This window comes from Nocardia sp. Tas62D01 (assembly GCF_055232035.1).
This window is the reverse complement of sequence record NZ_JBUYUZ010000001.1, coordinates 5,198,222-5,221,775: the sequence shown is the minus strand read 5'-3', so window position 1 is coordinate 5,221,775 and position 23,554 is coordinate 5,198,222. Positions and strand designations below refer to the sequence as shown.

Below are 23,554 nucleotides of genomic sequence, written 5' to 3'. Positions count from 1 at the left end.
ATCGGTCGATCACTGGTGAGCGCAGTAGACGAACGAGGCTGCGGCCGTGTGGTGCAGGCGTGTCAGGGCTGGTGGTTCCGATGCAAGACCCGCCCCGGCAACCAACCCTCCAGCACGTGAGTTACTCGCCACCAGTCGATGGTCACGATCAGTGCTTCGACAGGGGTGTCGCGGAACGGTATCCTGGTGTGGAACAACGTTTTTGAGGTGGTCGTACACATAACGGTCGATCTCGAACCAGTCTTTTCCACCAAGGGCGTAGTCGTACACGCGGGCGATACTCGGGAGCTGCGGGTCTACGCCGCTGAGGTGAGTACTGCCGTCCGCTGGCGCCATGCCTGGTCCTCCTGCTCGGCTGTCGCAGTCGGCAACTTTACCCACCCGGCTGGCGACTCGCTCGGGATTGCGAGCAAGTTAGGACGTTGTCGCTCTGTAGGATCCATGCCCCTGGTGCCGCATGCTCAGCCCGCTTCGCACGCCGTGTCGTCGCTTGCGCGGTCGTTGCTGCCAGCAGCCGGTCGACCCGACCGGGCAGCCGTTGCCGGACACGTTGCCGATCCAACGCTGGCGAAGATTTTCGCGGCATCGACGGCGCAACAGGTTTGGAGAATCCGATGAACGGGCGAGTAGGATTGTCCGCCGGGCGGTGTGGGCAGCATGGCAGACTACGGTCTTACCCTAGTGGAGGCGGTTCATGACCAACGGCGAGGACAACGACGATCCGATCGAATCGCTTGTGGCCGAACGTGGCCCGACAGTTCTGCGGATCGCGCTCGGCAACAGGTTGCGTCGACTCCGAGAGGGTTGCGGCGTCACCCGCGAAGCGGCAGGTGAAGCCATACGTGGGTCGCACGCCAAAATCAGTCGCCTCGAGCTGGGGCGTACGGGCTTCAAAGAACGTGACCTCCGCGATCTGCTCACGCTCTACAGTGTCTCCGATCCGGAGCAGCGCGAGGCGTACTTCGACATGGCCCGCCGCGCGAACGACCCTGGTTGGTGGCGCAGCTACAGCGACCTGCTGCCCTCGTGGTTCGAGACCTACGTCGGCCTCGAACAAGCCGCGACGACGATACGCACCTATGAGGCCCAGTTCGTTCCCGGCCTGCTGCAAACACACGACTACGCCCGCTCGGTCGTCGTGCTCGGCAACGGCGACGAGACCGAGCGCCGGGTTGCCGTCCGCATGCGCAGGCAACAGATCCTGACCCGCGCTTCGGCCCCCACGTTGTGGGCGGTGATCGACGAGAACGCGCTACGCCGACCGGTAGGCGGGGTGCGGGTCCTCCGAGATCAGATCGAACACCTCATCAAGGTTGCCGATCTGCCCAATGTGAGTGGCCCGTCCCCAATGAATGAGACCGCTCGGTATTAGAGTCCTGTTGGCCCTGGTAGGGGCCAGAAGGGACGATTGGGATCATGGCTGGAGGACGGAAGCGGCATTCCGCGGAGGAGATCGTGCGGAAGCTGCGCCGTGCCGATGAGCTGGCCGCGGCCGGTAAGTCGGGCGAGGAGATCGCCGCAGAGCTGGAAGTGTCGGCGGCGACGTTGTACAACTGGCGCCGCTCTTACGGCGGTATGGATACCGATGCGGCGAAGGAGCTCAAGGAGCTGCGGGAGCAGAATTCCCGGCTCAAGCGGCTGCTGGCCGAGGCGGAGCTGGAAAAGGACGCCCTGCGGGAGATCAGCCGGGGAAAATTCTGAGCCCAGCGTCCAAGCGCCGTGCCGTCGACATGCTCACAGCAGTGAAGGGCGTGTCGGAACGGTTCGCGTGCAAGGTCGTTGGGCTTGCTCGTTCGACGTATCGGCGGCTGCCCCTCGCGCAGACCCCGGATGATCCGGACGCCGGTTTGCGGGCCTGGCTGCGCTCGTATGCTACGAAGAACCCGTGTCACGGGTTCCGGCGGGCGTGGGCGCGGTTGCGGTTCGACGAGGGCAGCTCGGTGAACAAGAAGAAGGTGCATCGGCTCTGGCGGGAGGAAGGGCTGCAGGTGCGTGAGCACCAGCCGCGTAAACGGGCCGGCGTTTCGTCGATGCCGCCGGTCGATGCGGATGCACCGAAGGTGGTGTGGGCGTTGGATTTTCAGTTCGATTCCACCATCGACGGCAGAGCGGTGAAGATCGCGTCGATGGTCGATGAACACACCCGTGAATCACTATTGCATCTGGTTGAACGCTCGATCACCGCCGAGCGGCTCGTCACCGAGCTCGAGAAGGTCTTCACCACTCATGGTGGGTCGCCGACGGTGTTGCGGATGGACAACGGGCCGGAAATGATTTCCCATGCGCTGCAACAGTTTTGCGCAAACCGGGTCGGGATCATCTACATCCCACCGGGCACGCCGTGGAATAACGGATTCGTCGAATCGTTCAACCGTCGGCTGCGCAAAGAATGCCTCGACCGGAACCACTGGACAAGCCTGCTCGAAGCCCGCGTCGTCATCGGCGACTACAAGGTAGACCACAACCGACGACATCGACATTCGGCGCTGGGCTATCTGACCCCGGCCGAGTACGCTGCCCGCTGCAGCCACAGCCACCACCCGGTGGCCTGCGGCATCAACTGAATACGGATCGAAAACAACCTGGCTCTAAAACCGGGTGGTTCCGTCATCGGGGACCGGTCATGAGGATCCAGGTGCTGCCGTACTCGGCAGGCGGGCACTCGGCCGCGGGTGGTCCGTTCAGTATTCTCCGCTTCGCCGAACCCGAGTTGCCCGACATCGTCTACACCGAGCAGCTCACCAGCTCGCTCTACTTCGAGAAACGCCGTGACGTAGAGCTATACATGTCCGTCATGAACAGCCTTGCCGTTCAAGCCTTGTCGCCCGGAAGGAGCGCGGAGTTCCTTGCGGCTGTCCTCGCGGACACGCGACCCGGTACGACGAACCTCGACATTCACCACTACCGCTGAAGACCGCTCGGCGGCGGCTCGAGTTCCATCGGTGGTTGCGAATGTTCCGAGGAAGGAGTGTTCGCATGCCCAAGTACGCGCCGAACAAAGATGCCGACGGCGGTGAAGAAGCGGTACTTCGAGCTGATCCGTCAAGGACTGAAGGGGGCTGCGGCGGCGTGGATTGTCGGCGTGTCTCCTGCGTTCGTGTTCACAAGCCCCAACCCCATGGATGTGGATCCGGAATCCTGATCCTGGCTAAGGTTCCCAAATCCGCTCCCAACGGGCACAGAAAAAATGGCCCGGAACAATGTGTTCCGGGCCATTGTCCCTAGTAGCGGGGACAGGATTTGAACCTGCGACCTCTGGGTTATGAGCCCAGCGAGCTACCGAGCTGCTCCACCCCGCGTCGGTACTTACAGTCTACCCGACTTTTGGAGGGCCTTTTACCAACGGCCAGGCCAGGATTCACCGGGGTAGCCGGAACGCGGTGCCGTGGCGGGCTCCGTCGCAGGTGGGCGACGTCGCGGGCAGGTGGTGAGCGGGTGTTGACCTTCCGGTTACCTGAACGTTCATGATCGCTGGGTGACGGGATTCGGGTCGGATGAGTTGATCACCATCGGAGTGCTGGCGCGGGCCAGTGGGCTCACGCCGAGTGCGCTGCGGTTCTATGACGACTGCGGGCTGTTGGTTCCGGTACGGGTCGACGGTTCGACCGGATATCGGTACTACAGCGAATCTCAGTGCGAGCGGGCGGTGATGATTCGGCGGCTCAGGGGGATCGGGGTGCCGCTCGAGGTGGTCGCGGAGGTGCTGTCCGGGGATGTCGAGCGCGCGGAACGGCTGCTCGACGAGCATGTGCTGGATCTCGAGCAGCGAGCGCGGGAGGCCGCGTTGGTCGCCGCGGCGGTCAAGGAAGCGCTCGGCGATGGGGCCGATCAGGTCGCGCTCTCGAGCGCGGCCCTAGCCGACGCTATCGACCAGGTGCGGTCCGCGGCGGCTCATAGCGCTGAAATACCGGTGCTTGCCGGTGTTTTGGTGGAGGCGAGTCCGAGTTCGCTGACATTGACGGCGACGGATCGCTATCGGCTCTCGACCCGGACGCTGGCGCCTCGACGGGGCGGCACATGGTCGCTGGTTGTCGATGCGGGCGAGCTCGGGGCGGTGAGTTCCTGGCTGCGGGGCGTGGACGAGGTCGCGGCGGCTGCGACCGATGGTGCGCTCGTTCTCGCCGCCGGGGGCACCGAGCGCCGATGTCGGGCAATCAACGAGCCGTTCCCGGACTACTGGGCTCTGCTGTCGGAGTTGGCGCCGGTGCGGACGCGGGTGGTCGTGGGGCGCGAGTTGCTACTCGGGGCGTTCGACGGCAACGAAGCGGCGACCACCTTCTCCATCGATGCGACGGGAATGACTGTGTCACAACAAGACAGCCGTCCGGTCCGACAACTGCTCGCGATCGTCACCGGATCCGACATTGATCTCGCCTTCTCCCCCGCGACCCTGGCACCCGCGATCCGCAGCGCCGTGGGCCCGGAAATCATGCTCGACATCTCCGCACCCAACCAACCCGTCGTCGTCCGATCTGCGACCGATGGTGACCTCACCACACTCGTCATGCCCACCATCAATCCGAACACCACCGAACTGGAGGAGCACAGCTGATGACCACCGCCCCAACACAATCCGCCGACGAAACAATGGAGGCGATCACGCGAGCAGTAACCCTCGGCCGTACAGGTTCTCCTGAAGATGCCCGCACAACGCTCCTCGAAATCTGGGAAACCATTGGGCCACAGGGTGATCCGTTACACCGCTGCACCTTGGCGCACTATCTGGCCGATCTACAAGAAGATGCGGCACAAGCGCTTTCATGGGACATCCGAGCGCTGGATGCCGCCGACAGCCTGACCAGCGAACGCGTCCAACAACACCACGCCGGACTGGACGTCCGCGGCTTCTACCCGTCGCTGCACCTCAACCTGGCCGACAATTACCGACAGCTGGGCTCCTTCGAAGCAGCCCAACGCGAAATAGCCTCGGCCCGAGCCCGTCTGGACGCGCTCGGCGACGACGGATACGGACAAACCATCCGCCGCGCAGTCGACGAAGTCGCCGCCGCGATCGACGCCCGAATCACCGCCCGCCGACAATCCGCCCCCAACGGCCGATAATAACCGCCGACATGCGAGACGGCCATAACGCCATCACTGATCAATCCACGTCGGGCGGCGCACCTCCCGGCATCAAGACCGGCCACAGGGCCGAGTCGGGGAGTGGCACGTGACGGAGGTGTCTACTGCGTCCCGCCGGGCGTGTCGCCACAACCGTGTACCGCTCGCCGGTGAGAGGCCGCTCGGCGCCGGGTCTGGCCGGATGCTGGAGGATGTTGGGCTGCCGGCGCGGGTGTGGGTTGGGCGGATAGGGTCGGGGTATGGCGGAGGTAGACGAGTCTCGGGGGTCTGGCACGACTATCGTGTTCGGCGGTGGTGGTCCTGTTGGTATCGCGTGGATGGCTGGGCTGCTGGGTGGGTTGCGGCGGGTTGGGATCGATTCAGGGCGGGCGGACGTGGTCATCGGTACTTCCGCCGGATCCGTGGTCGGGTCGGTGCTGTTGACCACCGGGGATTTCGAGCGGCTGGCGGTGCCGCCGTCGGTGAATCCGCCTGCTACACAGGCGGTCACGGATCCGGCTCGGATGGCGGAGGTCTTCGCCACCTTTCGGGCGCCCGGCCTGGATCCGGTGCAGGCTCGGCGCCGGGTCGGTGAGTTCGCGCTGGCGGCGCAGGCCGGGGATCCCGACGACCACATCGCACGGATACGCACCCTGATCGGCGACATCGGTTGGCCGGAGCGCGATCTCGTTGTCACCGCGGTGGATGCGGCTACCGGTGAACTGCGGCTCTGGGATCGGTTCAGTGGTGTACCGCTCGTGGACGCGATCGCCTCGAGCACCGCGGTGCCCGGAGTCACCGCGCCCATCCCCATCAACGGACGCCGCTTCATCGACGGCGGCATGCGCTCGGCGACCAACGCCGACCTCGCCACCGGCGCCGACACGGTCGTCATCATCGAACCGCTGGCACACATATTCCCGAGCGGACCTTTCTACGGCGCACTCGAAACCGCCACGGTCATCGCGATCGCCCCAGACGCGGCGTCGATCGCGGCCATCGGGCAGGACCTCTCTGACCGCAACGCGCGCAAGCCCGCTTATGACGCAGGCGCCCGCCAAGCCGCCGACGCCGCGGTCACCCTCGGGGCAGCCCGGAAGCTGCACGATTCATAACGCGATGTGAATCCGGACAGAATCAGCCGGTGACCGACAGGTCACGTTGGCGCACAGCTGATTTCGGAGTCGGCTCCAGGGTCTTGTGCAGGCTGGTGCGCATTGTGGTCGCAGAGTCGAGCAGATAGTTCTGCCGCACCTTCCACGGGTGCCGGTCGCCCTGACGGGGGAAGTCCGCGATCGAGCGCTGCACGTATCCGGAGGCCAGATCCAGCAGCGGCCGCTCGTCGAGTTTCCCGTCCGGCTTCGGCACCACCGCGGCGTAGCCGTTGCGGTCCAGGTGGTTGAGCACCCGGCAGACCAGGCGTGAGGTCAGGTCGGCGCGCAGGGTCCAGGAGGCGTTGGTGTAGCCGATGCAGACCGCGAAATTCGGGACGCCGGTAAGCATGGCGCCCTGCCAGACGAATTGATCGGACAGGTTCACCGGCTGCCCGTCGACCTGGGGAGCGATGCCGCCGAAGGCAAGCAGCTGCAGGCCCGTCGCGGTAACGACGATGTCCGCCGCCAGGATTCGTCCGGACTTCAACCGGATCCCTTCGGGCACAAAGGTTTCGATGTGATCGGTGACCACCTCCGCCTTGCCCTTCTTCATCGCCTTGAAGAGATCGGCGTCGGGGACCGCGCACAGTCGCTGGTCCCACGGGTTGTAGGACGGCGTGAAATGCTCGGCGACGGCCTGCTGGTCTTTGAGGATTCGGGTCGTCAGGCCGGTGAGCAGCTTGCGGGCGGACTCTGGACGGCGACGGCAGTACTGATAGAAGCCGATGCCGAACAGGATGTTCTTGGTTCGAATCACCCGGTGCGCCAATTTCGGTGGCAGCAGCTCGCGGATCTTATCGGCCTGTTTGTCCCGGCCGGGGACGGCGCTGATCCAGGTAGGTGAGCGCTGCAGCATCGTCACCAGTTCGGCCTGATCGGCCATCGCGGGCACCAGGGTGACCGCCGTGGCACCGCTGCCGATGACGACGACACGCCTGCCCGTGTAATCGAGGTCTTCGGGCCAGAACTGCGGGTGCACGACCTGGCCGGAGAACGAATCGATGCCGGGGAATTCGGGGGCATGGCCGTGGTCGTAGTTGTAGTAGCCGGCGCAGGAATAAAGGAAATTGCAGGTCAGCGTGTGCAGCGCGGGCTCACCCGCCGCGTCGAGCCGCTCGAGGGTCAGCGTCCAGCGCGCCGACTCGGTGGACCAGTCCGCCGCGACTACTTTGGTCCCGTAGCGGATGTGCCGGTCGATGCCGAACTCTGTGGCGGTTTGCTGGACGTACCGCAGGATCGACGGCCCGTCGGCGATCGACTTGGCGTCGCGCCACGGCTTGAATGGATAGCCGAGGGTGAACATGTCCGAGTCCGAGCGAATGCCCGGGTAACGGAACAGGTCCCAGGTGCCGCCCAGCGCGTCGCGCGCTTCGAACACCGCGTAGGTCTTGCCGGAACACTCGGTCTGCAGCCGATAGGCGGCGCCGATGCCGGACAGGCCGGCACCCACGATCACGACGTCGAGGTGTTCCGGAGCTGCGACGGTCTCGGTCATGGTTCCAGTGTGGGAGGGTTTCGAGACGCCTTCTTGACTTTGCACGACAAGTATTTGATTCTGAGCGACATGTCGGTGATTCGGTCCGCGGGGTTGCGCGGGTTTCGCGCGACGGTGGCGGAGCTGGGCGGCAACGCCGAGGAGTTCGCCACCGAGTGTGGACTGCCGATCGCCGCGCTCGACACCGACGACCTGTTGGTCCCCGATCAGGCGCTCGCCGCGGTCCTGGAACTCGCCGCGCACCGGCTCGACTGCCCCGACCTGGGCCTACTCATCTCTCAGCGGCAAGACCTCGATATGCTCGGCCCACTCGCACTGGCCATCCGGAACTCACCGACGCTGGCCGATGTGCTCGAGTGCTCGTCGCGCTACCTGTTCCTGCATGCCCGCGCGCTGAGTCTGACGCTGGAGCCGGACCCGTACGGCGATCGTGGCGTGATCGCCCTTCGCTACGGCATGCAACCCGACTCGCCGATCCCCATCCAGGGCACGGACCTGGGCCTGGCCTTCGTGCACCGCACGATCCAACGCTTGGTCGATGACCGCTACGGCCTGCGCTCGGTCGAACTCCCCTACCGGCCGGTGGCGCCGATAGCGACCTATGAGGAACTGTTCGGAGCGCCGGTGCGCATCGATCGTCCCGCGCCCGCGGCGCTGCGGGTGCCGAGCAGTCTGGTGACGCGCCCACTGAGCTTGATTTTTAACCTCCGGGTCACTGCCCGCCGACCGTCCGGGTCGGTGTTGGAGCGGTTCGATCATCGAAACGTGTTGCTGCCGTGTTGATTTAGGGACGAATTTCGGCGTGTCGCCGTGACATGGAGCGGCCACCGCATCATCATCGTCGGGTTCCCGCTAAAGAGCCTGATGAGAAGTTGTGGTGGCCGTGCCTGTCAGTGTGCCCGAAGTATTTCGTCCGGTCGAGTCGGCGCGCCCGTCGGGACCGGAATCGCTTGCCGCGTTCCGCAATTCGTTCTATGAAAGCCTGACCGCGCGCGCCGACGCGCTGTTCGAACTCACCGACGCGGTGCTGTGCGACGACGGACCGGTCACCACGCTGGTCGGACTGTGTCTGACCGGGGAATATCGACGCGGCCACGGCGCCCTCTACGACGGTCTGAACGCCGGAAGTATCGACATCGCCCGGCTCCGGCGCGCGATCACCGCCACGACCACGGTCGGGCGAGACGACGAAGGTGCGATCATGCTGGCCGTCGATGCCAGTCCGTGGCTGCGTCCCGACGCGGCGACCAGCCCCGATCGATCGTTCTGCCATGTCTATGGCCGTGGCAGGGGGCAAGCGCAGATGATCCCGGGCTGGCTGTTCTCCTACGTCGCCGCGCTGGAGCCCGGCCGGACCTCTTGGACCACGATCCTCGACGCGATACGGCTGCACCCCGACGACGACGCGACCGAGGTCACCGCCGCCCAGATCCGGGAAGTCGTGCAACGCCTGCAAGCCGCCGACCTCCATGTTCCCGGCGACCCGCACATCAAGATCGTGTTCGATGCGGGCTACGACATCACATGCCTGGCATACGAGCTCGCGGATCTGCCCGTGGTCCTGATCGGGCGAATACGCTCCGACCGCGTCCTGGCCTTCCCCGCCGAACCCCGTGCGGGCAAGAGGGGCCGTCCCGCCAAGCACGGCCCCGACTTCGCGTTGTCCGACACCGGGACCCATCCCGAGCCCGCTGTCGTCACCACCACCGACACCGACCGCTACGGCGCCGTGCGTGCGACGGCATGGAACCGTCTGCACCCCAAACTCGCCCGCCGAGGATCCTGGGCCTACCACGACGGGGAACTGCCGATCATCGAGGGCGTCGTCATCGGGCTTCGGGTGGACCGGCTACCCGGCGACCGCAACCCGAAACCACTGTGGCTATGGTGTTCGCAACCCGACATCGCCGACCCCGCCATTATCGACCGAATCTGGCGAACCTTCCTGCGGCGCTTCGACATCGAGCACACCTTCCGGTTCCTGAAACAGACCCTCGGGTGGACCAAGCCGCGTATCCGCGACTCCGCCGCCGCCGACCGCTGGACCTGGCTCATCATCGCCGCACACACCCAACTCCGCCTCGCCCGAGGACTCACCGAAGACCTCCGCCACCCCTGGGAGAGAAAACCAACCAGCCCCAGCCGCCTCACCCCAGCCCGCGTCCGCAGGGGATTTCGCCACCTCCGCCCGACAACCGCTCTTCCGGCCCGCGCGCCGAAACCCTCACGGCCGGGTCCCGGACGCCCGCCCGGCGCAAAAAACATCCGACGCGCACCACACCAGGCGGTCGGTAAGACCACCACGGCTGCCAGTTAGAGGTTAAAAATCAAGCTGAGCGGCGGCGACGAAAACCTGCACCGCTTGGCCATGGCATTCCTGGCCGAACAGTCCGGTGGCGCAAACGCATCCATCGTCCCGAAGGTTCGAACTGCGGTCCAGCAGTTGCTTGGTACCACTCCCCCCGAGATCGGTGCTGTCGCACGACTTTTGACCGCCCACCCGCGCACCCTGCAACGCCGCCTCGCCGCGGAGGGCACCTCCTTCGCGGCAATCCTCGACGACGTGCGCCGGGACGTCGCCCGTCGCTACCTGGCCACCACCGACATGCCGATGAGCCAGGTGGCCTCCCTCATCGGCCTCTCCGAACAGTCGACCTTCACCCGATGCTGCCGACGATGGTGGGGCACAACACCAACCGCGATCCGCCGCGACGGAACCCATGGCCGCCCGTAACCCCGTGCCGACCTGGCAGCTGTGTCGACCGGATCAGCAATGAACCGGCGGGTATCGGACGGGGGTGCGAGCATGGATCGCATGCCGATTCCGACCAGTTCGATTGCCCATGTCCGACTGACTGTTTGCGATATCGACCGATCTCGGGCCTTCTACGAGACGGTCTTCGGATGGCCGGTGGCGCTCGAGGTGCCCGCGGAGGCCGATGCGGAAACGCAGGCGAAGTTCGGGTTTCTGTTCGGCGGCGTGATCTACCGAATGGGGCAGGGACTCATCGGGTTGCGGCCGGTAGGTACCGACAGGTTCGACGAAGATCGGGTCGGGCTGGACCATCTCGCGTTCCCGGTCGTTTCCCTGGCCCAACTCGAAGCCGCGGCAGCGCATCTCGACGCGTGCGGCGTCGAGCATGGAGAGATCAAGGACATCGGGTACAGCTACATCCTCGAGTTCCGGGATCCCGACAACATCGCGCTGGAGTTGATCGCGCGGAAGTAGGTGGTTACTTCTCGACGGTCAGCACGGCCTTACCTCGTAGCTGCCGATCGGCCAGCGCTTCGAATGCCTCGGCGGTGTCGTCCAGTCGAGAGTCAGGCCGATGCGGGGTGTGAGCGGCTGTCGGCAGGCCTCATCTTAAAGGCCCGCACGAAAGAGGGTGCCCTAGTGACCGTGAAACTCGGCGACACCATCCGTGAACTGATCGACGGGCCGCATGCCGCGGTCCTGGCCACACCGAATGCCGATGGTCGCCCGCAATCGTCGGTGATCTTCGTGAAATACGAGGACGACGACGTGGTTTTCAGCACCATCAAGGGACGGCTGAAGACCCGCAATATGTTCCGCGATCCGCGGGTCAGCCTGCTAGTGCTGAGCCGGACGAACGGCCGCTACGCGGAGGTCCGTGGGCGGGTGGAGATTGACGCCGCAGCCCGAGGCCGAGCGGCTCATCGTGCGGATCACGCCGGAGAAGGTGTACGTCTTCCCGCCTGCCTGAACCCCGTCGCACCGGACCGGTCCTCGAGCATCGATCCACGGCGCCCTGGCACGTCCGGTGCCTTGCCTTGTGCCGCACCGAATTACGCGGACGATCGGACCGATCGTCCGCGAACGTCGGCCCGGTGCGGGTTTCGGTATCGTCGGGGTGTGCCCGGCCTTCGACGAGCTGGTTTGGTGTTCGGCGCGCTGCTCGCCCTGATCGTCGTCCTCGGCGTGGCGGGTCTGCCGGTGTACGTCCATCCACAAACGGATCCGCTGCGGAAGGCGGATGCGATCGTCGTGCTGGGCGGAACCGCCTACGAGCGCTTCGACCTCGGGCTGGATCTGGCCGAGCGCAGCTACGCGCCGCAACTGCTGATCTCGCGGTCGACGGGTGCCGACGACAGCGCGATGGACAAATACTGCGCGGGCCGATTCGACTTCGAGGTCAGCTGTTTCGTGCCGGACCCGTGGACGACTGACGGTGAAGCACGCGAAATACGCCGCCGGGCACAGCTGTTCGGCTGGCATCACATCATCGTGGTGACCTACACCCCGCACGTGTCGCGGGCCAGGTACATCGTGAGCAAATGCTTCGACGGTGAGTTGACCATGGTGGCCAGCCCCAGCGATTCCGGCCTGAAGTTCTGGACGTGGATGTATATCCGTCAGTCCGCGGGTTACGTACGCGCATTCTTCAGCCGAGGCTGCTGAACCGCGCGGACCCACACGACGGCGTCGACATCGACTGCCGGGTGCACGGCGTCGACAACCTCTTCATCGCGGGCAGCTCGGTGTTCCCGACTAACGGCCACGCCAATCCCACCCTGACGATCGTCGCGCTGGCGGTCCGGCTTGCTGATACTTTGCGGACATTGACATAGTCTGCGCCTCATGGACGAGACGACCAGCGAGCCAGGCATCGGTCCGCACCCGCATGAGCCGCACAGCGACGGCCTGTGGTCGCGGCTGAACTGGCTACGTGCGGGCGTGCTCGGCGCCAACGACGGCATCGTGTCGACCGCGGGTCTGGTAGTCGGCGTCGCCGCGGCGACCACCAATACGTCGGCTATTTTCACGGCGGGCATCGCGGGGTTGAGCGCGGGCGCGATCTCGATGGCGGTCGGTGAATACGTGTCGGTCAGCACCCAGCGGGATTCCGAGCGGGCGCTGCTGGCCAAGGAACGCGGGGAACTCCGGGAGGAACCGGAATTCGAGCTCGCGGAATTGGCCGACATCTACCAGGCCAAGGGGCTGTCGGCGGCCACCGCGCGCCAGGTCGCAAAGGAATTGACCGCGCATGACGCCTTCACCGCGCACGCCGAGGCCGAGTTGGGACTCAACCCGCACGAGTTGACCAATCCGTGGCAGGCCGCCATCTCCTCGGCGGTGTCCTTCACCCTCGGCGCACTGCTGCCGCTGCTGGCCATCATGTTGCCGCCGACAACGGCTCGCATCCCGGTGACCTTCGCCGCGGTGTTGGTGGCGTTGGCGCTGACCGGCTCGGTCAGCGCGAGGCTCGGCGGCAGCCATCGTGGCCGAGCGGTGCTTCGGGTCGTTATCGGCGGCGCACTCGCCATGGCGGTCACCTATGGCATCGGCCAGCTCGCCGGGGTAGCCGGGGGCTGATCGGACGCCGAGCCGGCCGGAAACGCGGTGGTGGCCGAGGGGCGCGATTTGGCGGTTATTTCGTTGTCGCCGTTGTGCGGCGCGATGTTTCGACCGGGGTGTCATCGGACGGTTTGCCCATGAAACGCTTCCAGCTCCAGACCGGCTTCCCGCTCGGCTGCGGGGTAGCGGGGCGCGAGGCGGGCGGTGGAGCGACGGGTGGTGACCCGGCGGGTGGGGTGTTACGACGCGCCGCCGCTATCTCCTTGCGTGAATGCCGCAGCTCGCGCCGTGCGGCGCGGCCCCGACGAGATACGCGCCAGATGCCGGTCAACAGCAGACCGAGTCCGAGCATCGCGATGGCGCCGATGGCCGCTCCGTATAGGAATAGCTGCCCGGCACTGGCGGTGAAGTGGTATTCGAAAACGGCGTAATCACTTGTAGACGTATGTATTTCGCCCGTATTGGCCGCTACCCCGGCAACGCCGATGATTACTGCGGCGATCAGGACGACGAGTCCGATAAGTACGATCATGACAATCCCGTTGCGCTGGTTGGTGTTACAACCCCGTTATGCCCGGTAGTTCATGAATCAAACATCGATCGAAACCGTTTGAACCCGGTCGATCCGGATATCGCCACCTCATGACCTACACCTTCAACATGACCGACTGCTCCGACGAGTCCGCCGTCGTCGCCGAGCAAGCGCTGCGCGGCCTCGGTGGCGTGGATTCGAATGCCGCGACCACCGCCCAGTCTGCGTCGGCGCACCGCCGAAGACCGCCAGCCGCGCCGTAAAGCACCCGGGACGAAAAGGCGGTCGTGGCCGCGCGTGTACCTTGATGCGCGTCGCGCGGGTGGCGAGACATACTGGCGGACAATGCGGATGGGGACCGGATGCTGGAAATCTTCGATGCCGAGTTCGCGGCGGATCCGTGGCCGGTGCTGGACCGGTTGCGCCGTGACGGCGGTGTGCATCGGGTGCGCACTCCGGACGGTCCGCCCGCGTGGTTGGTGTCCAAATACGACGATGTGCGCGCCGGACTGCTGGATGACCGGTTGGAGACCGATATTCGCAAGGCCGGGCCGCACGACTACCGCGGCTTCGCCGTCCCGCCGCCATTGGATGCGCTGCTGGTCGCCGAGCCCGCCGATCATGCGCGCCTTCGCAGGATGGTCACCAGTGGTCTGTCGCCGCGGCGGCTGGCCGAATGGGCCGACCTCGCCCCCGAACTCGTCCAATCTCTGTTGAAGGGGCTGGATTCCGAGGCACAGGTCGATCTGGTCGAGCGGCTCGCGGTTCCGCTGCCCGCCGCGGTGCTCGGCGAATTGCTCGGCCTGGGCGAAGCCGAACGCGAAGCCCTGCTGGCGTGGGCGAATTCGACCCTCCTCGCGACCGCCGCTCCCCCTCGGGCCCGGGACACACTGGCCACGATGCGCGCCATCATCACCGCGGCGACCGAGCAGGCGCGGGGCGACACGCTGCTCGGCAGGCTGGTCGACGAACACAAGACCGGATCGCTTGCCGCGGACGAACTCGCCGGACTGCTGTTCTACCTGCTGTTCGTCTGGTATGAGGTGCTGACCGATCTGGTCGCCGGATCGATCCTGACCCTGCTGACGCGGCCCGACCAACTACATATCCTGCGATCCGCGCCGGACAAGCAGCGTTGCGTGGATGAGCTGCTGCGCTACCTGTCCCCGCAGGTGCTGGCCGGACCGCGCTTCGCGACCGCCGACATACAGTTCGGCGACTACATCATCCGATCCGGGCAGACGGTACTGCTGTGTCTGGCCTCGGCCAACCGTGATCCGCAAATCTTCACGAGGCCAAGCGAATTGGACCTCGCCAGGAAGCGCAATCCGCACCTCGGACTCGGCTATGGCACCCATTCCTGTCTGGGCACCGCATTGGTGCGCACCATTGCCGCCGCCGCGCTCGATGAGGTGTTCACCCGTTACCCCGACACGACGCTCGCGGTGTCGCAGCGAGATATCTTGTGGCGCTCAGGGTTTCGACACCGTGGCCCGCTCACGCTGCCGGTCGAACTCAGCTGAAGCCTCCGAGCTCAACGCAGCCGGGGCATTCCGGCCATGATCGCTCGTCCCCGACGTTCCTCCCGAGACCAGCGGTTGGGCACCAGCCGCCACCAGGTCACGCACCGCCAGACCCATTCGAGCGGGCCGTAGCGGAACCAATGCAGCCAGTGATAACAGAATATCGCCTGTATCACGATGATTGCGGCGGCCAGGCCGAGCAGCGCCCCGTAGCGATTGGATTCGGACAGGCCGAGCCACGGATCGGCGGCCAGGATAAGCGCGGTGGCCGAGACGTAGTTGGTCAGCGCCATCCGGCCCATCGGTTCCAAAACCTCCGCGAACAGCTCCCCGGTGGCGGTGCGCAGGAACAGCAAGAAGCCGGTCAGATAGGCCAGTGCGCCGAGTAATCCGGCGACCGGCGCCGCGACGCTGGTCCACAGTTCCTGATACGGCGTGCGGTTCTGCCACACCGCCGTCACCACCGCGGCAGGCAGGGCGATCGCGAGCACCACCGCGATCTGCCAGCCGCGATCGCGCAGTGTGTGGGCGATGCCGAAGCGATCGGCGGCCAGGCCGAGCAGGAACAATCCCGGCACCAGGCCGAGCCCGCCGCCGAGGGTGAGCGCCACACCGACCGTGCCTGCCAGGCCGGCGATCAGCAGCACCCAGCGGGGCAGACCCGCGGCGGGCAGCAGGATCACCAGCCCGACGATGGCGTACGGCAGCAGCGCCTCCCCCGGCCGGAATTGATGGTGGATCAGACCGAAAACGCCGAGGGCGACCAGTCTGCGGGCCAACACCAGCCGCGGCCGATCGGTGCGCTGCGCCGCGCTGTCCAGGAATAACGCGAAGCTCAGCCCGAACAGCAGCGAGAAGATCGGGAAGAAACGTCCCTCGAACACCACCGACAACAACCGCAGCGTCGGATCCATCACGCCCGGCGCCACCGTCGCCGACATGCCGGTGATCTGCCGGATATTGACGACCAGAATCCCGCACAGTGCCATCCCGCGCACGGCGTCGAGTTCGTGGATGCGCGGGCGCGCATCGACGGTGTCGCGATTCATGCGCCAACGCTATCGAGCGCGGACGCAACGGCGGCGTTCCTCGGCTGAGGTGTCGCACACATATACTTAACGCACTAACTATTAATACGCTAACCTGTACGAGACGGCAGGAGGAGCGATGACAGCCCAGATCGACGATCCACTGAGGTTGGACCGCCAGGTGTGCTTTGCGCTGGCTGTCGCCAATCGCGCGGTACTCGGCGTCTACCGCCCGCTGCTCGAACCGCTCGGCCTCACCCACCCGCAATATCTGGTGATGCTAGCGCTGTGGGGTGAGGCGCCGATGTCGGTGAAGGCAATCGCCGAGGCGATCCAGCTGGATTCCCCGACCCTGTCGCCCCTGCTCAAGCGGCTCGAGACGGCCGGACTGATCACCAGGGACCGTGATCGCCGCGACGAACGAAATCTGCTGGTGAACCTGACCGCCGCGGGCGTCGACCTGCGCGAGCAGGCCGAAAAGATCCCACCCGCCGTGGTGGAACGCCTCGGCGTGCCGCTCTCGGATCTGGAAGAACTGCGCGACGTCCTCAACCGAGTCAACGCGGCCGCCCGCCGAGCCGTGCTCGCCGACGACGAAATACCCTCCGGCACAAAAGGAGCCCGCCGATGAGCCACAACCGCCCCAATCCCGTCCAATGGATCGGCTACGCCTTCGGCCGCCGCCTGCCCGATTCCATGCGCGAATGGGTCCGCAACGATCTCACCGGTAAATACGCCGCCCCACGTCACCTGATCCGCGGCATGGTTCCCTTCACACCCCTCTTCGTGGTCTTCCTGCTCTTCCCCGGCGAACTCTGGCTCCGCGGCTGCATGGTCCTGCTCGCGGTGCTGCTGGCGCTCTTCTACACAACGGCTTTCATGCCGATGAACCGCGCCCACCGCCTGGCCAAACACGGCTTACCCGCCGATCTGGAAAACCCGGAACGCACGAGGCGGCGCGCCATCGAACGCGCGAGGTATGCGGCGCAACACCCACACTGAGCAGGGATCACGGGTCTCGGCATCCAGCCGAGACGCGACGGTCGGCTCTATGCGGTCCGCGTGAATCCGGCAGTCGAGCAGATTATGGCGCTGTCCGACGCGCTCCAGGTTGCCGCGCTTACGGCAGCGTCGCGGTCACCTTGGATCCGGCTGGGCTACCCGCAGGCCGAGCACGGCGAGGCGAACTCGGTTGGTGGCACCGGTTTTCGACATCAGGTTGGCAATGTGGGTTTTGACCGCAGCAGGCTGCCGATCAGCAGCGGTGCACCCGCCATGACGAGCGCGCGGTAGCTTCAGAAGAAGCTGCACGAATACAGCGCCGACGAGTTCGATCGGGTGCTGCACACCAATCTCCGCGGCACCTTCCTCGCGATCAAATACCAAGTGCCGCACCTTCTTCGAGTCGGCGGCGGGACCATCGTGGTGACTTCGTCGAACAACGCCCTCGCCACCGACGCCAGCCGTGGCGCCTACACCGCAAGCAAGCGCGGCTTGGCCGGTCTGGTCCAAGCCGCGGCCCTCGACTACGCCGCCGACGGTATCCGCTCGCACGCGGTTTCGCGACGGGGCGGGGGCCGGGCGGGTGATGTGGCGGACTATTTTTCGCTTCAAGTGTCTATCGAATTTCGGGTCCGTCACCGCGCGCCAGGAGCGACCGGCTCCGGCAGCGTCTCCTGGCCACCCTGGTCCCGCGGGATGCACGACCATTGGCCGTCGGGCATCAGGCCCCACTGCGCGACGATGCCGCCGTGCGAGCAGTCGTCACCGACCTGATGCGAGTCGCGCCCCTGCTCCTGCAGAATACATACCCAGCGGCCGTCGGAGGCCAGGCCCCACTGCGCGACGATGCCGCGGGGCGAGCAGTCGTCACCGACCTGATGCGAGTCGCGCCCATGTTCCTGCGGCACGCACGCCCATTGGCCGTTGCGGAGATCCCATCGGGCGACGATGCCGCCGGCCGAGCAGTCGTCACCGATCTTGCGTGCCGGTCGCAGTGGCGGCGGCACCGGACTGGGTGGGCGGTTGGGCCGCGAGGCCGACGGTGGCGCGGGACGGTTGACCGACATAGCGGTCGGTGGCGCGGTGGCCGACGTGGATCGGGCGGCGGAGGTCGCGGACGGCGTCGACTTGCTGGTGTCCGAATCCTGATTCGAGCCGAGGATCAGCCCGGTCGCGACGACCAGTGCGAGCACGGCGGCTATCACGGCCGCAATGGCTAAGAGACGCGTGTTGTCGGGTTCACTCCCACCGGTCGGCCCTGGATCGCCTTGGGCTGTCATCGAAACCGCCTTCGCTGCTCGACACCGAACACCGTCGCGAATGAATAGCTCGCCTCTACGGCACAGTACCTCGAGGTTGCTCGTCGAAAGATCAACTCGATGCCATTGCATTTCACCAGGTCATGCGCACTAGATAGAGGTAGCTATAAATAAACTATACGCCCGGATCGCCGCCGGTCTCCCAGCCTGCCGTTATCGTCGGCGGCCGAACCACACGGATTCGACGCCGCATGGCCCCGCTTCTGGGGCGGCACCTCACTTGAGGAGTGACTCGCACCTTCATGAGGCCAGGGCGGCCATGGCGTCCTGGAGCTGCACCGGCAGCTTGGTCCGATCGACCGAAATGGTGCCGTCGGGCTCGAGCAGCGAACCGAAGCCGTCCGACAGGTGGTCAGTGCGATGTGGATGCACGGATCATGACATCCATCGTCCCAGCAAACTGTCCGCATTCGGCTACAGCGCATCACAGGACGGCGCATCAGGCCGGACAAAACGGGCGTGAGCTGGGCACTCTCACACCGGGACAAAGCTATTGGCCGCGGCCGTTCAGTCGTCCAGGTCTATGCGAACGGTCATGAGGTCGGTGCCGACCAGTCGGACGGCCGCGCTGTTAGCCTTGGGCAAGCTCAGCAGACGGGCACGGGCATCATCGTCGGGCAGCGGATGCGCGGTACCGGTGTGCCAGTGGCCGTGCAGGCGCAGTCGAACCCGGTTGTTCGCCTTGATGTTTCGGATGTACTGCGAGCGGTCGCCGAATTCGGAGACGAGCCAGAACGCGTTGCCCTCCCGGCGTCCACCGATCGGCGTGATGCGTGGCTGTCCACTGACACGTCCGATGGTCTCGAGCAGTTGCTGGCTCGGCAGTCTGCGCAGGATCGGGTTGCCGACCCGCCGCTGAAATATCGTCACGACTCGGTGCTGGATATCGCGCTTGTTCGGCACCCGCCGACGGTAACACCGATCACTCGAAATGCGCGGGTACGAAACGCATTGGCAGAGTGCGACGGCCGCTTCACCACCGGCACGTCTTGCTCAGCAGAGCGAGACCTGGTCGACGCCGTTGTCGCGGGGTAGGAAGCCGTCGACGGTGGCGCGCACCCACATGTTGTCGACGTAGATCTCGCCGCCATGGTTGTCGAGGAACGCGGCGTCGGAAGCGTCTCTGCCGGTGGCGATTCTGAGCAGCGACGAGCGTGGGGCCAGCCCGGTGGCATCGAATGCCCGCCACGTGCCGTCGATGTATGCCTCGGCAACCGCGTGGAAATCCATCGGGAACAGGCCCGGCGCGTACACCGAAACCAGTCGCGCGGGCACTTTGAGCGCCCGCAACAGCGCCACCAGCAAATGGGTGAAATCGCGACACACACCGGCGCCGGACAGCATCGTCTCCACCGCGCCATCGATCGGGTCACTGCTACCCGCGACGTAGCGGATGCGGCGGCCGACCCAGGACGACACCGTGGCCGCCAGCTCCGCATGCGTTGCGCCCCTGCCGAATTCGGTCCCGGCGAAGCCGAGCAGTTTGTCGGACTCGGCGAACCGGCTCGGCCGCAGGTATATTGCGAGGTCGGAATCCGAGGCCGGTTCCGGTTCCGCGGTGCCGAACACCGTTGCGCTGTAGTCCATCCGCAGCGCGCCGGTGCCGACGGCGAACTTGTGGATGCGGTTGCCGTGCGGGCCGATGATCTCCTGCGGCACGATCGTGCTGCCGTCGAGCTCGAAGACCAGCGATTCGGTCAGCTCGAGCCCCGGCCTGCGGGCTACCGCGATCTGGAACTCGAGGGTGGTCGGCTCCGCGACCGCGATATCGAGGTGGGCGGAGACGTCGCGCTTCATTTCACAGTCTCTCGCACGCCACAATCCTGCCATGCGTGGCGCCGCGGCCTGCGAGTTCCGGCCAAGGCGGCGGCGGGACACGACATTCGGGTACTCGATGTCGCGGCAATAGGCGACAATTTGCCGGTGCGGACCCAGTTCACTCGCGAGCTCGTCGCGTTGACCAATGACTTGACGCTGATGTGTCGGCTCGCCCACGATGCGGCCGAGCGCGTCACCGATGCGCTCGTCGATGCCGACCTCACCGCCACCTACGAGGTTTTCGCGCTCGACGAACGACTACAGAAGATGTACGGCGCGTGCGAGGCGCGGACCGTGGTGCTGCTCGCGCTGCAGGCTCCGGTCGCGCGGGACCTGCGCCACGTGGTCACCGCCATCCAGATCGCCAGCGAGCTGTCCAGGATCGGCACGCTGATCAGCCGCGCCGCCGACCAGGTGTACAAATCCCATCCGGAACCCGTTGCGCCGCAACCCATCATGGACCTGTTGGTCGCCATGGGCCGACTCGCCGCGCACCGCACCGCCATCGCGGGCGAGTCCGTTGCCACCGGCCACCAACCGACCCCGCAGCCGGAATCCGACACCAGCTCGATGGATCAACTGCACCAGCAACTGCATGCGGCACTCGCCGCCCCGACCTGGACCCATCCCACCGACGAGTCGATCGATATCGCACTCGTCGGCAATGATCTGGAACGCTGCGTCGACCACACCGGGCGTATCGATCGCCTGATCCGCTTCCTCGACACCGGAATTCCACCGATGGCACAGCCCGACGACACGGAATAGCATTATCGGTGGCCGCGCAACATCCGGGCCACGGTGCGGAATGGGGTAGCCGGGGCAGGTCGTGTCCGCAGCGAACGTCAGCCATTGGCGCGCAGGTCGCTGTGCTGGACCACCAGCCGGTGACGTCCGCATCCCGGCGCGATCTCGGCGACGTCGGCCAGTGTGGCGCATGCCTCGAACATCCGGCGCACCTGTTGGGCGTCGCGCGCGTTATCGCCATACAGGCCGCCGTATCCCACCTGGGCGAATAGAGCCAGCGGGCCCGAGACGAGCTGATAGGTGATGGCGTAGGAGTTCTGGTGCGACGTCTGGACGCCCTGTCGAGATGCGGTGCTAGCGCGGGGGTTCGGTACGCCGGGCGATGGCATAGAGGTCGCGGGCGGGACCCGTCGGGCGCTGCGCGGTGGGCCAGATGGCGCACAGGGTCCGGTCGAGGTCGAGGCCGGTGACGGTGGGTGCGGCGAGGGTGCCCGCGGCGACCTCGGCGGCTACGGCCAGGGAACTGAGGACCGCGGGGCCGACGCCGGAGGCGACCGCGGTCTTGATGGCGGTGGTGGAGGAGAGTTCCAGCGCGACAGTGGGCTGCCAGTTGGGGATGGCGCGCGATACGGCGTGCTCGAACCACGTTCGGGTGCCGGAGCCGATTTCGCGTTGGATCAGCGGGGTTTCGGCGAGCTCGTGGACGGCGACCTCACCGTGGCGAGCCCAACGGTGCTGCGGCGCGACCACGACGACCAACCGATCGCGCGCCACGACATGGCTTTCGATGCCACGAAAGCGCTCCGGGCTCTCGATGAATCCGATGGCGGCCTTGCCGTCCAGCACGGCATGGGCGACCTCGACGGAGTTGCCGGATTCGAGCGCGATGGTGGTGTCGGGAGCGGCGGTGCGCAAGGTTATCAACCAGCCGGGGAACAGGTACTCGGCGATAGTTTGGCTGGCGGCGACGCGTAGCCGCGAATCCCGCTCGGCGCGCAACGTGTCGATGCCCGCGTCCAGTTGCCCGGCCGCGTCGACCACTGCCCGCCCCCATTCGGCGATCAGCGCACCGGCCGGAGTGGGCCGCGAACCGAGCGTGGTCCGTTCCAGCACCGGCAGGCCGACGAGCTTTTCCAGGTACCGGATCCGCGAGGACGCCGAGGGCTGACTGATGCCGTGCGCCTCCGCCGCCCGACCGAGGCTGCCCAGCTCGATAACCGAAAGCAGCAGGTCGAGCGCGGCCAGATCCGGGACACGCGGCGACAACGGCATAGAACGAGTCTATGTACCCATAGGAACGCAGTGGCTACTCGACACGTCTATCCGCAGCGACGCTGGAGATATGACCGCCACAGTGACTCCTCAGCCCGCCGGTTCGCGGCGTCTCTTCGGCGAGCTCGACCACGACGCCCCGCGCCCGGACCGCCTCGCCGTTCCCCGCGACCGTCGGCCGAACCAGCTCGCTGAACGCGCGAGCCTGCGCCAGCTGGGGCCCGACTGGTTCGCGGCCGTGATGGGGACCGGGATCGTCGCCGATGCCGCCGCCACGCTGCCGTTGCAGTTCCCTGGGCTGCACGGCGCCGCGACCGTGGTGTGGGCGTTGGCCGCACTGCTGCTTGCGGTGTTGAGCGTGGCTTGGGCGGTGCATCGGGTGCGTTTTCCCGACACCGCGCGCGACCATTGGAATCATCTGGTGATGTCGCAGTTCTTCGGTGCTCCCGCGATGGCACTGCTGACCGTCGGCGCGGGCACCCTGCTGCTCGGCCGCGACGTGATCGGGCTATCGGCCGCGGTGACCGTGGGCTGGGTGCTGTGGTCGGCGGGCACCGCGCTCGGTCTGCTGACCGCGTTCGCCATCCCCTACCGCATGTTCACCCACTACCACGCCGAGCCCGACGCCGCCTTCGGTGGCTGGCTGATGCCGGTGGTGCCCCCGATGGTGTCCGCCGCCATGGGCGCGCTGCTGGTCCCCTACGCTCCAGAAGGCCAGCTGCGGCTGACCCTGATCCTGCTCTGCCTGGCCATGTTCGGCCTGAGCCTGATCGCCGCGCTGGTCATCATCACCATGATCTGGTCGCGGCTGGTGCACCACGGCGCCCCCGAGGCAGGCATGGTACCGACCCTGTGGATCGTCCTCGGCCCGCTGGGCCAATCCGTCACTGCCGCAGGCCTTTTGGCCAATGCGGCTCCTTCGGCCCTGCCCGACCTCTACGCCGAGGGCCTGACCGTCTTCTCCGTCATCTTCGGCGTCGCCACCTGGGGTTTCGCCATGCTGTGGCTGGCGCTGGCCCTCGCCGTCACCGTCAAGACCGCCCGCGCGGGCAACCTGAAATTCAACCTCACCTGGTGGGGCTTCATCTTCCCCCTCGGCACCTGCATCACCGGTAGCAACGTCCTCTACGGCCATACCGGCGCATACCTGTTCGCGATTTCCGCTGTGGCGCTGTACACCCTGCTGGTCACCGCATGGGCGGTAGTCGCAGCCCGAACCGCCCGCGGTGTGTTCACCGGCACCCTGCTCCGCCCCGCAGCCGCCTAGCGCGGCTAGGTCACACTCG

General features: G+C 66.1%; 29 protein-coding genes, 1 tRNA gene and 3 pseudogenes. 22 read left to right on the top strand and 11 right to left on the bottom strand.

Translation table 11 applies throughout. The annotated features are described in order from the left end of the window. Positions 1-9: 9 nt before the first annotated feature. Positions 10-336 (bottom strand): SAM-dependent methyltransferase, encoded by a 327-nt coding sequence (locus tag ACV7NQ_RS24600; protein ID WP_463361797.1) that lies wholly within the window; start codon positions 334-336, stop codon positions 10-12. 358 nt (positions 337-694) lie between these two features. On the opposite strand from ACV7NQ_RS24600, the pseudogene ACV7NQ_RS24595 reads away from it, so the two are divergent. The 3 genes and pseudogenes from ACV7NQ_RS24595 to ACV7NQ_RS24585 form a co-directional block, all read left to right on the top strand. Further along, positions 695-1,336, top strand: a pseudogene (locus ACV7NQ_RS24595) (helix-turn-helix domain-containing protein); the annotation flags it as partial. 80 nt (positions 1,337-1,416) lie between these two features. Beyond that, positions 1,417-2,564, top strand: a protein-coding gene (locus ACV7NQ_RS24590) for an IS3 family transposase (protein WP_463358517.1) whose coding sequence is annotated in 2 segments (ribosomal slippage) — positions 1,417-1,687 and positions 1,687-2,564 — 1,149 coding nt in all. Because the reading frame shifts where the segments join, the coding sequence is not laid out codon by codon here. Positions 2,565-2,623: 59 nt separating this feature from the next. After that, entirely contained in the window at positions 2,624-2,911 is a 288-nt protein-coding gene (locus ACV7NQ_RS24585; protein ID WP_463361796.1) for a Scr1 family TA system antitoxin-like transcriptional regulator, read from the top strand. A 314-nt stretch (positions 2,912-3,225) separates the two neighbouring features. Here ACV7NQ_RS24585 and ACV7NQ_RS24580 read toward each other — a convergent pair. After that, a tRNA-Met gene (locus tag ACV7NQ_RS24580) sits at positions 3,226-3,299 on the bottom strand. A gap of 176 nt (positions 3,300-3,475) precedes the next feature. Here ACV7NQ_RS24580 and ACV7NQ_RS24575 point away from each other — a divergent pair. The 3 genes from ACV7NQ_RS24575 to ACV7NQ_RS24565 all read left to right on the top strand — a co-directional run bounded on the left by ACV7NQ_RS24575 (position 3,476) and on the right by ACV7NQ_RS24565 (position 6,176). Next, positions 3,476-4,552, top strand: coding sequence for a DNA polymerase III subunit beta family protein (locus ACV7NQ_RS24575; protein WP_463361795.1), 1,077 nt, complete (start codon positions 3,476-3,478; stop codon positions 4,550-4,552). Beyond that, entirely contained in the window at positions 4,552-5,061 is a 510-nt protein-coding gene (locus ACV7NQ_RS24570; protein ID WP_463361794.1) for a hypothetical protein, read from the top strand. Before ACV7NQ_RS24575 ends, ACV7NQ_RS24570 begins: the two co-directional genes overlap by 1 nt. 260 nt (positions 5,062-5,321) lie before the next feature. Then, positions 5,322-6,176: a patatin-like phospholipase family protein gene (locus ACV7NQ_RS24565; protein ID WP_463361793.1), complete on the top strand. Its 855-nt coding sequence runs from the start codon at positions 5,322-5,324 to the stop codon at positions 6,174-6,176. Between the two features lie 22 nt (positions 6,177-6,198). On the opposite strand, the gene ACV7NQ_RS24560 is transcribed toward ACV7NQ_RS24565, so the two are convergent. Beyond that, positions 6,199-7,710, bottom strand: coding sequence for a flavin-containing monooxygenase (locus ACV7NQ_RS24560; protein ID WP_463361792.1), 1,512 nt, complete (start codon positions 7,708-7,710; stop codon positions 6,199-6,201). Between the two features lie 9 nt (positions 7,711-7,719). Between ACV7NQ_RS24560 and ACV7NQ_RS24555 the strand changes: the two genes are divergently transcribed. From ACV7NQ_RS24555 to ACV7NQ_RS24520, 8 genes and pseudogenes are all read left to right on the top strand, one after another. Continuing rightward, entirely contained in the window at positions 7,720-8,493 is a 774-nt protein-coding gene (locus tag ACV7NQ_RS24555) for an AraC family transcriptional regulator (RefSeq protein ID WP_463361791.1), read from the top strand. 94 nt (positions 8,494-8,587) lie between these two features. Next, positions 8,588-10,027 (top strand): NF041680 family putative transposase, encoded by a 1,440-nt coding sequence (locus tag ACV7NQ_RS24550; protein ID WP_463358523.1) that lies wholly within the window; start codon positions 8,588-8,590, stop codon positions 10,025-10,027. A gap of 51 nt (positions 10,028-10,078) precedes the next feature. Then, complete coding sequence (locus tag ACV7NQ_RS24545) at positions 10,079-10,444, top strand: helix-turn-helix transcriptional regulator (protein ID WP_463365802.1); 366 nt, start codon at positions 10,079-10,081, stop codon at positions 10,442-10,444. Between the two features lie 81 nt (positions 10,445-10,525). After that, complete coding sequence (locus tag ACV7NQ_RS24540) at positions 10,526-10,939, top strand: VOC family protein (protein ID WP_463361790.1); 414 nt, start codon at positions 10,526-10,528, stop codon at positions 10,937-10,939. Between the two features lie 63 nt (positions 10,940-11,002). After that, a pseudogene (locus ACV7NQ_RS24535) lies at positions 11,003-11,314 on the top strand (pyridoxamine 5'-phosphate oxidase family protein); the annotation flags it as partial. 270 nt (positions 11,315-11,584) lie between these two features. Then, complete coding sequence (locus ACV7NQ_RS24530; protein ID WP_463365801.1) at positions 11,585-12,130, top strand: YdcF family protein; 546 nt, start codon at positions 11,585-11,587, stop codon at positions 12,128-12,130. Continuing rightward, positions 12,070-12,300: a GMC oxidoreductase gene (locus ACV7NQ_RS24525; RefSeq protein ID WP_463361789.1), complete on the top strand. Its 231-nt coding sequence runs from the start codon at positions 12,070-12,072 to the stop codon at positions 12,298-12,300. Before ACV7NQ_RS24530 ends, ACV7NQ_RS24525 begins: the two co-directional genes overlap by 61 nt. A gap of 10 nt (positions 12,301-12,310) precedes the next feature. After that, positions 12,311-13,045: a VIT1/CCC1 transporter family protein gene (locus ACV7NQ_RS24520; protein WP_463361788.1), complete on the top strand. Its 735-nt coding sequence runs from the start codon at positions 12,311-12,313 to the stop codon at positions 13,043-13,045. Positions 13,046-13,100: 55 nt separating this feature from the next. Here the strand turns inward: ACV7NQ_RS24520 and ACV7NQ_RS24515 are convergent, their stop codons facing one another. Further along, a complete protein-coding gene (locus ACV7NQ_RS24515) occupies positions 13,101-13,559 on the bottom strand; it encodes a hypothetical protein (RefSeq protein WP_463361787.1) in 459 nt (152 codons plus the stop codon). A gap of 110 nt (positions 13,560-13,669) precedes the next feature. Between ACV7NQ_RS24515 and ACV7NQ_RS24510 the strand changes: the two genes are divergently transcribed. Both ACV7NQ_RS24510 and ACV7NQ_RS24505 read left to right on the top strand, forming a co-directional pair. Beyond that, entirely contained in the window at positions 13,670-13,822 is a 153-nt protein-coding gene (locus tag ACV7NQ_RS24510) for a hypothetical protein (protein ID WP_463361786.1), read from the top strand. Positions 13,823-13,921: 99 nt separating this feature from the next. Next, positions 13,922-15,082: a cytochrome P450 gene (locus tag ACV7NQ_RS24505; RefSeq protein WP_463361785.1), complete on the top strand. Its 1,161-nt coding sequence runs from the start codon at positions 13,922-13,924 to the stop codon at positions 15,080-15,082. Between the two features lie 11 nt (positions 15,083-15,093). Here the strand turns inward: ACV7NQ_RS24505 and ACV7NQ_RS24500 are convergent, their stop codons facing one another. Then, a complete protein-coding gene (locus ACV7NQ_RS24500; protein ID WP_463361784.1) occupies positions 15,094-16,131 on the bottom strand; it encodes a DUF418 domain-containing protein in 1,038 nt (345 codons plus the stop codon). A 118-nt stretch (positions 16,132-16,249) separates the two neighbouring features. Here ACV7NQ_RS24500 and ACV7NQ_RS24495 point away from each other — a divergent pair, with 118 nt between their 5' ends. The 4 genes and pseudogenes from ACV7NQ_RS24495 to ACV7NQ_RS24480 all read left to right on the top strand — a co-directional run. Continuing rightward, positions 16,250-16,741: a MarR family winged helix-turn-helix transcriptional regulator gene (locus tag ACV7NQ_RS24495; RefSeq protein ID WP_463361783.1), complete on the top strand. Its 492-nt coding sequence runs from the start codon at positions 16,250-16,252 to the stop codon at positions 16,739-16,741. Continuing rightward, positions 16,738-17,112, top strand: coding sequence for a DUF5313 family protein (locus ACV7NQ_RS24490; protein WP_463361782.1), 375 nt, complete (start codon positions 16,738-16,740; stop codon positions 17,110-17,112). The genes ACV7NQ_RS24495 and ACV7NQ_RS24490 overlap by 4 nt, the downstream gene beginning before the upstream one ends. An 84-nt stretch (positions 17,113-17,196) precedes the next feature. Next, on the top strand, positions 17,197-17,403 hold the full coding sequence (locus ACV7NQ_RS24485) for a hypothetical protein (protein ID WP_463361781.1): 207 nt from the start codon (positions 17,197-17,199) through the stop codon (positions 17,401-17,403). A gap of 45 nt (positions 17,404-17,448) precedes the next feature. Continuing rightward, positions 17,449-17,613: pseudogene (locus tag ACV7NQ_RS24480) on the top strand (SDR family NAD(P)-dependent oxidoreductase); the annotation flags it as partial. 134 nt (positions 17,614-17,747) lie between these two features. Here ACV7NQ_RS24480 and ACV7NQ_RS24475 read toward each other — a convergent pair. The 4 genes from ACV7NQ_RS24475 to ACV7NQ_RS24460 all read right to left on the bottom strand — a co-directional run bounded on the left by ACV7NQ_RS24475 (position 17,748) and on the right by ACV7NQ_RS24460 (position 20,228). Beyond that, on the bottom strand, positions 17,748-18,392 hold the full coding sequence (locus ACV7NQ_RS24475; RefSeq protein WP_463366117.1) for a hypothetical protein: 645 nt from the start codon (positions 18,390-18,392) through the stop codon (positions 17,748-17,750). Between the two features lie 279 nt (positions 18,393-18,671). After that, positions 18,672-18,803: a hypothetical protein gene (locus ACV7NQ_RS24470; RefSeq protein WP_463361780.1), complete on the bottom strand. Its 132-nt coding sequence runs from the start codon at positions 18,801-18,803 to the stop codon at positions 18,672-18,674. 135 nt (positions 18,804-18,938) lie between these two features. After that, positions 18,939-19,334: a nitroreductase/quinone reductase family protein gene (locus ACV7NQ_RS24465; protein ID WP_463361779.1), complete on the bottom strand. Its 396-nt coding sequence runs from the start codon at positions 19,332-19,334 to the stop codon at positions 18,939-18,941. Between the two features lie 90 nt (positions 19,335-19,424). Then, the gene (locus ACV7NQ_RS24460) at positions 19,425-20,228 is read right to left on the bottom strand and encodes a transglutaminase-like domain-containing protein (protein WP_463361778.1); all 804 of its coding nucleotides are present in this window, start codon (positions 20,226-20,228) and stop codon (positions 19,425-19,427) included. A gap of 126 nt (positions 20,229-20,354) precedes the next feature. On the opposite strand from ACV7NQ_RS24460, the gene ACV7NQ_RS24455 reads away from it, so the two are divergent. After that, a complete protein-coding gene (locus tag ACV7NQ_RS24455) occupies positions 20,355-21,017 on the top strand; it encodes a phosphate signaling complex PhoU family protein (RefSeq protein ID WP_463361777.1) in 663 nt (220 codons plus the stop codon). Between the two features lie 77 nt (positions 21,018-21,094). Here ACV7NQ_RS24455 and ACV7NQ_RS24450 read toward each other — a convergent pair whose 3' ends face one another. Both ACV7NQ_RS24450 and ACV7NQ_RS24445 read right to left on the bottom strand, forming a co-directional pair. Beyond that, positions 21,095-21,385, bottom strand: a complete 291-nt coding sequence (locus ACV7NQ_RS24450; protein ID WP_463361776.1) for a hypothetical protein — start codon at positions 21,383-21,385, stop codon at positions 21,095-21,097. Next, the gene (locus ACV7NQ_RS24445; RefSeq protein ID WP_463361775.1) at positions 21,351-22,268 is read right to left on the bottom strand and encodes a LysR family transcriptional regulator; all 918 of its coding nucleotides are present in this window, start codon (positions 22,266-22,268) and stop codon (positions 21,351-21,353) included. Before ACV7NQ_RS24445 ends, ACV7NQ_RS24450 begins: the two co-directional genes overlap by 35 nt. 70 nt (positions 22,269-22,338) lie before the next feature. Between ACV7NQ_RS24445 and ACV7NQ_RS24440 the strand changes: the two genes are divergently transcribed. Continuing rightward, on the top strand, positions 22,339-23,535 hold the full coding sequence (locus tag ACV7NQ_RS24440; protein WP_463361774.1) for a TDT family transporter: 1,197 nt from the start codon (positions 22,339-22,341) through the stop codon (positions 23,533-23,535). Positions 23,536-23,554 lie beyond the last annotated feature (19 nt).

Excerpts from the sequence above, each read along its gene's own strand:
- ACV7NQ_RS24600 (WP_463361797.1), bottom strand. The coding sequence starts at position 336 with ATGGCGCCAGCGGACGGCAGTACTCACCTCAGCGGCGTAGACCCGCAG.
- ACV7NQ_RS24585 (WP_463361796.1), top strand. The coding sequence starts at position 2,624 with ATGAGGATCCAGGTGCTGCCGTACTCGGCAGGCGGGCACTCGGCCGCG.
- ACV7NQ_RS24570 (WP_463361794.1), top strand. The coding sequence starts at position 4,552 with ATGACCACCGCCCCAACACAATCCGCCGACGAAACAATGGAGGCGATC.
- ACV7NQ_RS24565 (WP_463361793.1), top strand. The coding sequence starts at position 5,322 with ATGGCGGAGGTAGACGAGTCTCGGGGGTCTGGCACGACTATCGTGTTC.
- ACV7NQ_RS24560 (WP_463361792.1), bottom strand. The coding sequence starts at position 7,710 with ATGACCGAGACCGTCGCAGCTCCGGAACACCTCGACGTCGTGATCGTG.
- ACV7NQ_RS24545 (WP_463365802.1), top strand. The coding sequence starts at position 10,079 with ATGGCATTCCTGGCCGAACAGTCCGGTGGCGCAAACGCATCCATCGTC.
- ACV7NQ_RS24540 (WP_463361790.1), top strand. The coding sequence starts at position 10,526 with ATGCCGATTCCGACCAGTTCGATTGCCCATGTCCGACTGACTGTTTGC.
- ACV7NQ_RS24520 (WP_463361788.1), top strand. The coding sequence starts at position 12,311 with ATGGACGAGACGACCAGCGAGCCAGGCATCGGTCCGCACCCGCATGAG.
- ACV7NQ_RS24515 (WP_463361787.1), bottom strand. The coding sequence starts at position 13,559 with ATGATCGTACTTATCGGACTCGTCGTCCTGATCGCCGCAGTAATCATC.
- ACV7NQ_RS24510 (WP_463361786.1), top strand. The coding sequence starts at position 13,670 with ATGACCTACACCTTCAACATGACCGACTGCTCCGACGAGTCCGCCGTC.
- ACV7NQ_RS24505 (WP_463361785.1), top strand. The coding sequence starts at position 13,922 with ATGCTGGAAATCTTCGATGCCGAGTTCGCGGCGGATCCGTGGCCGGTG.
- ACV7NQ_RS24500 (WP_463361784.1), bottom strand. The coding sequence starts at position 16,131 with ATGAATCGCGACACCGTCGATGCGCGCCCGCGCATCCACGAACTCGAC.
- ACV7NQ_RS24495 (WP_463361783.1), top strand. The coding sequence starts at position 16,250 with ATGACAGCCCAGATCGACGATCCACTGAGGTTGGACCGCCAGGTGTGC.
- ACV7NQ_RS24490 (WP_463361782.1), top strand. The coding sequence starts at position 16,738 with ATGAGCCACAACCGCCCCAATCCCGTCCAATGGATCGGCTACGCCTTC.
- ACV7NQ_RS24485 (WP_463361781.1), top strand. The coding sequence starts at position 17,197 with ATGGCGCTGTCCGACGCGCTCCAGGTTGCCGCGCTTACGGCAGCGTCG.
- ACV7NQ_RS24475 (WP_463366117.1), bottom strand. The coding sequence starts at position 18,392 with ATGACAGCCCAAGGCGATCCAGGGCCGACCGGTGGGAGTGAACCCGAC.
- ACV7NQ_RS24460 (WP_463361778.1), bottom strand. The coding sequence starts at position 20,228 with ATGAAGCGCGACGTCTCCGCCCACCTCGATATCGCGGTCGCGGAGCCG.
- ACV7NQ_RS24450 (WP_463361776.1), bottom strand. The coding sequence starts at position 21,385 with ATGCCATCGCCCGGCGTACCGAACCCCCGCGCTAGCACCGCATCTCGA.
- ACV7NQ_RS24445 (WP_463361775.1), bottom strand. The coding sequence starts at position 22,268 with ATGCCGTTGTCGCCGCGTGTCCCGGATCTGGCCGCGCTCGACCTGCTG.
- ACV7NQ_RS24440 (WP_463361774.1), top strand. The coding sequence starts at position 22,339 with ATGACCGCCACAGTGACTCCTCAGCCCGCCGGTTCGCGGCGTCTCTTC.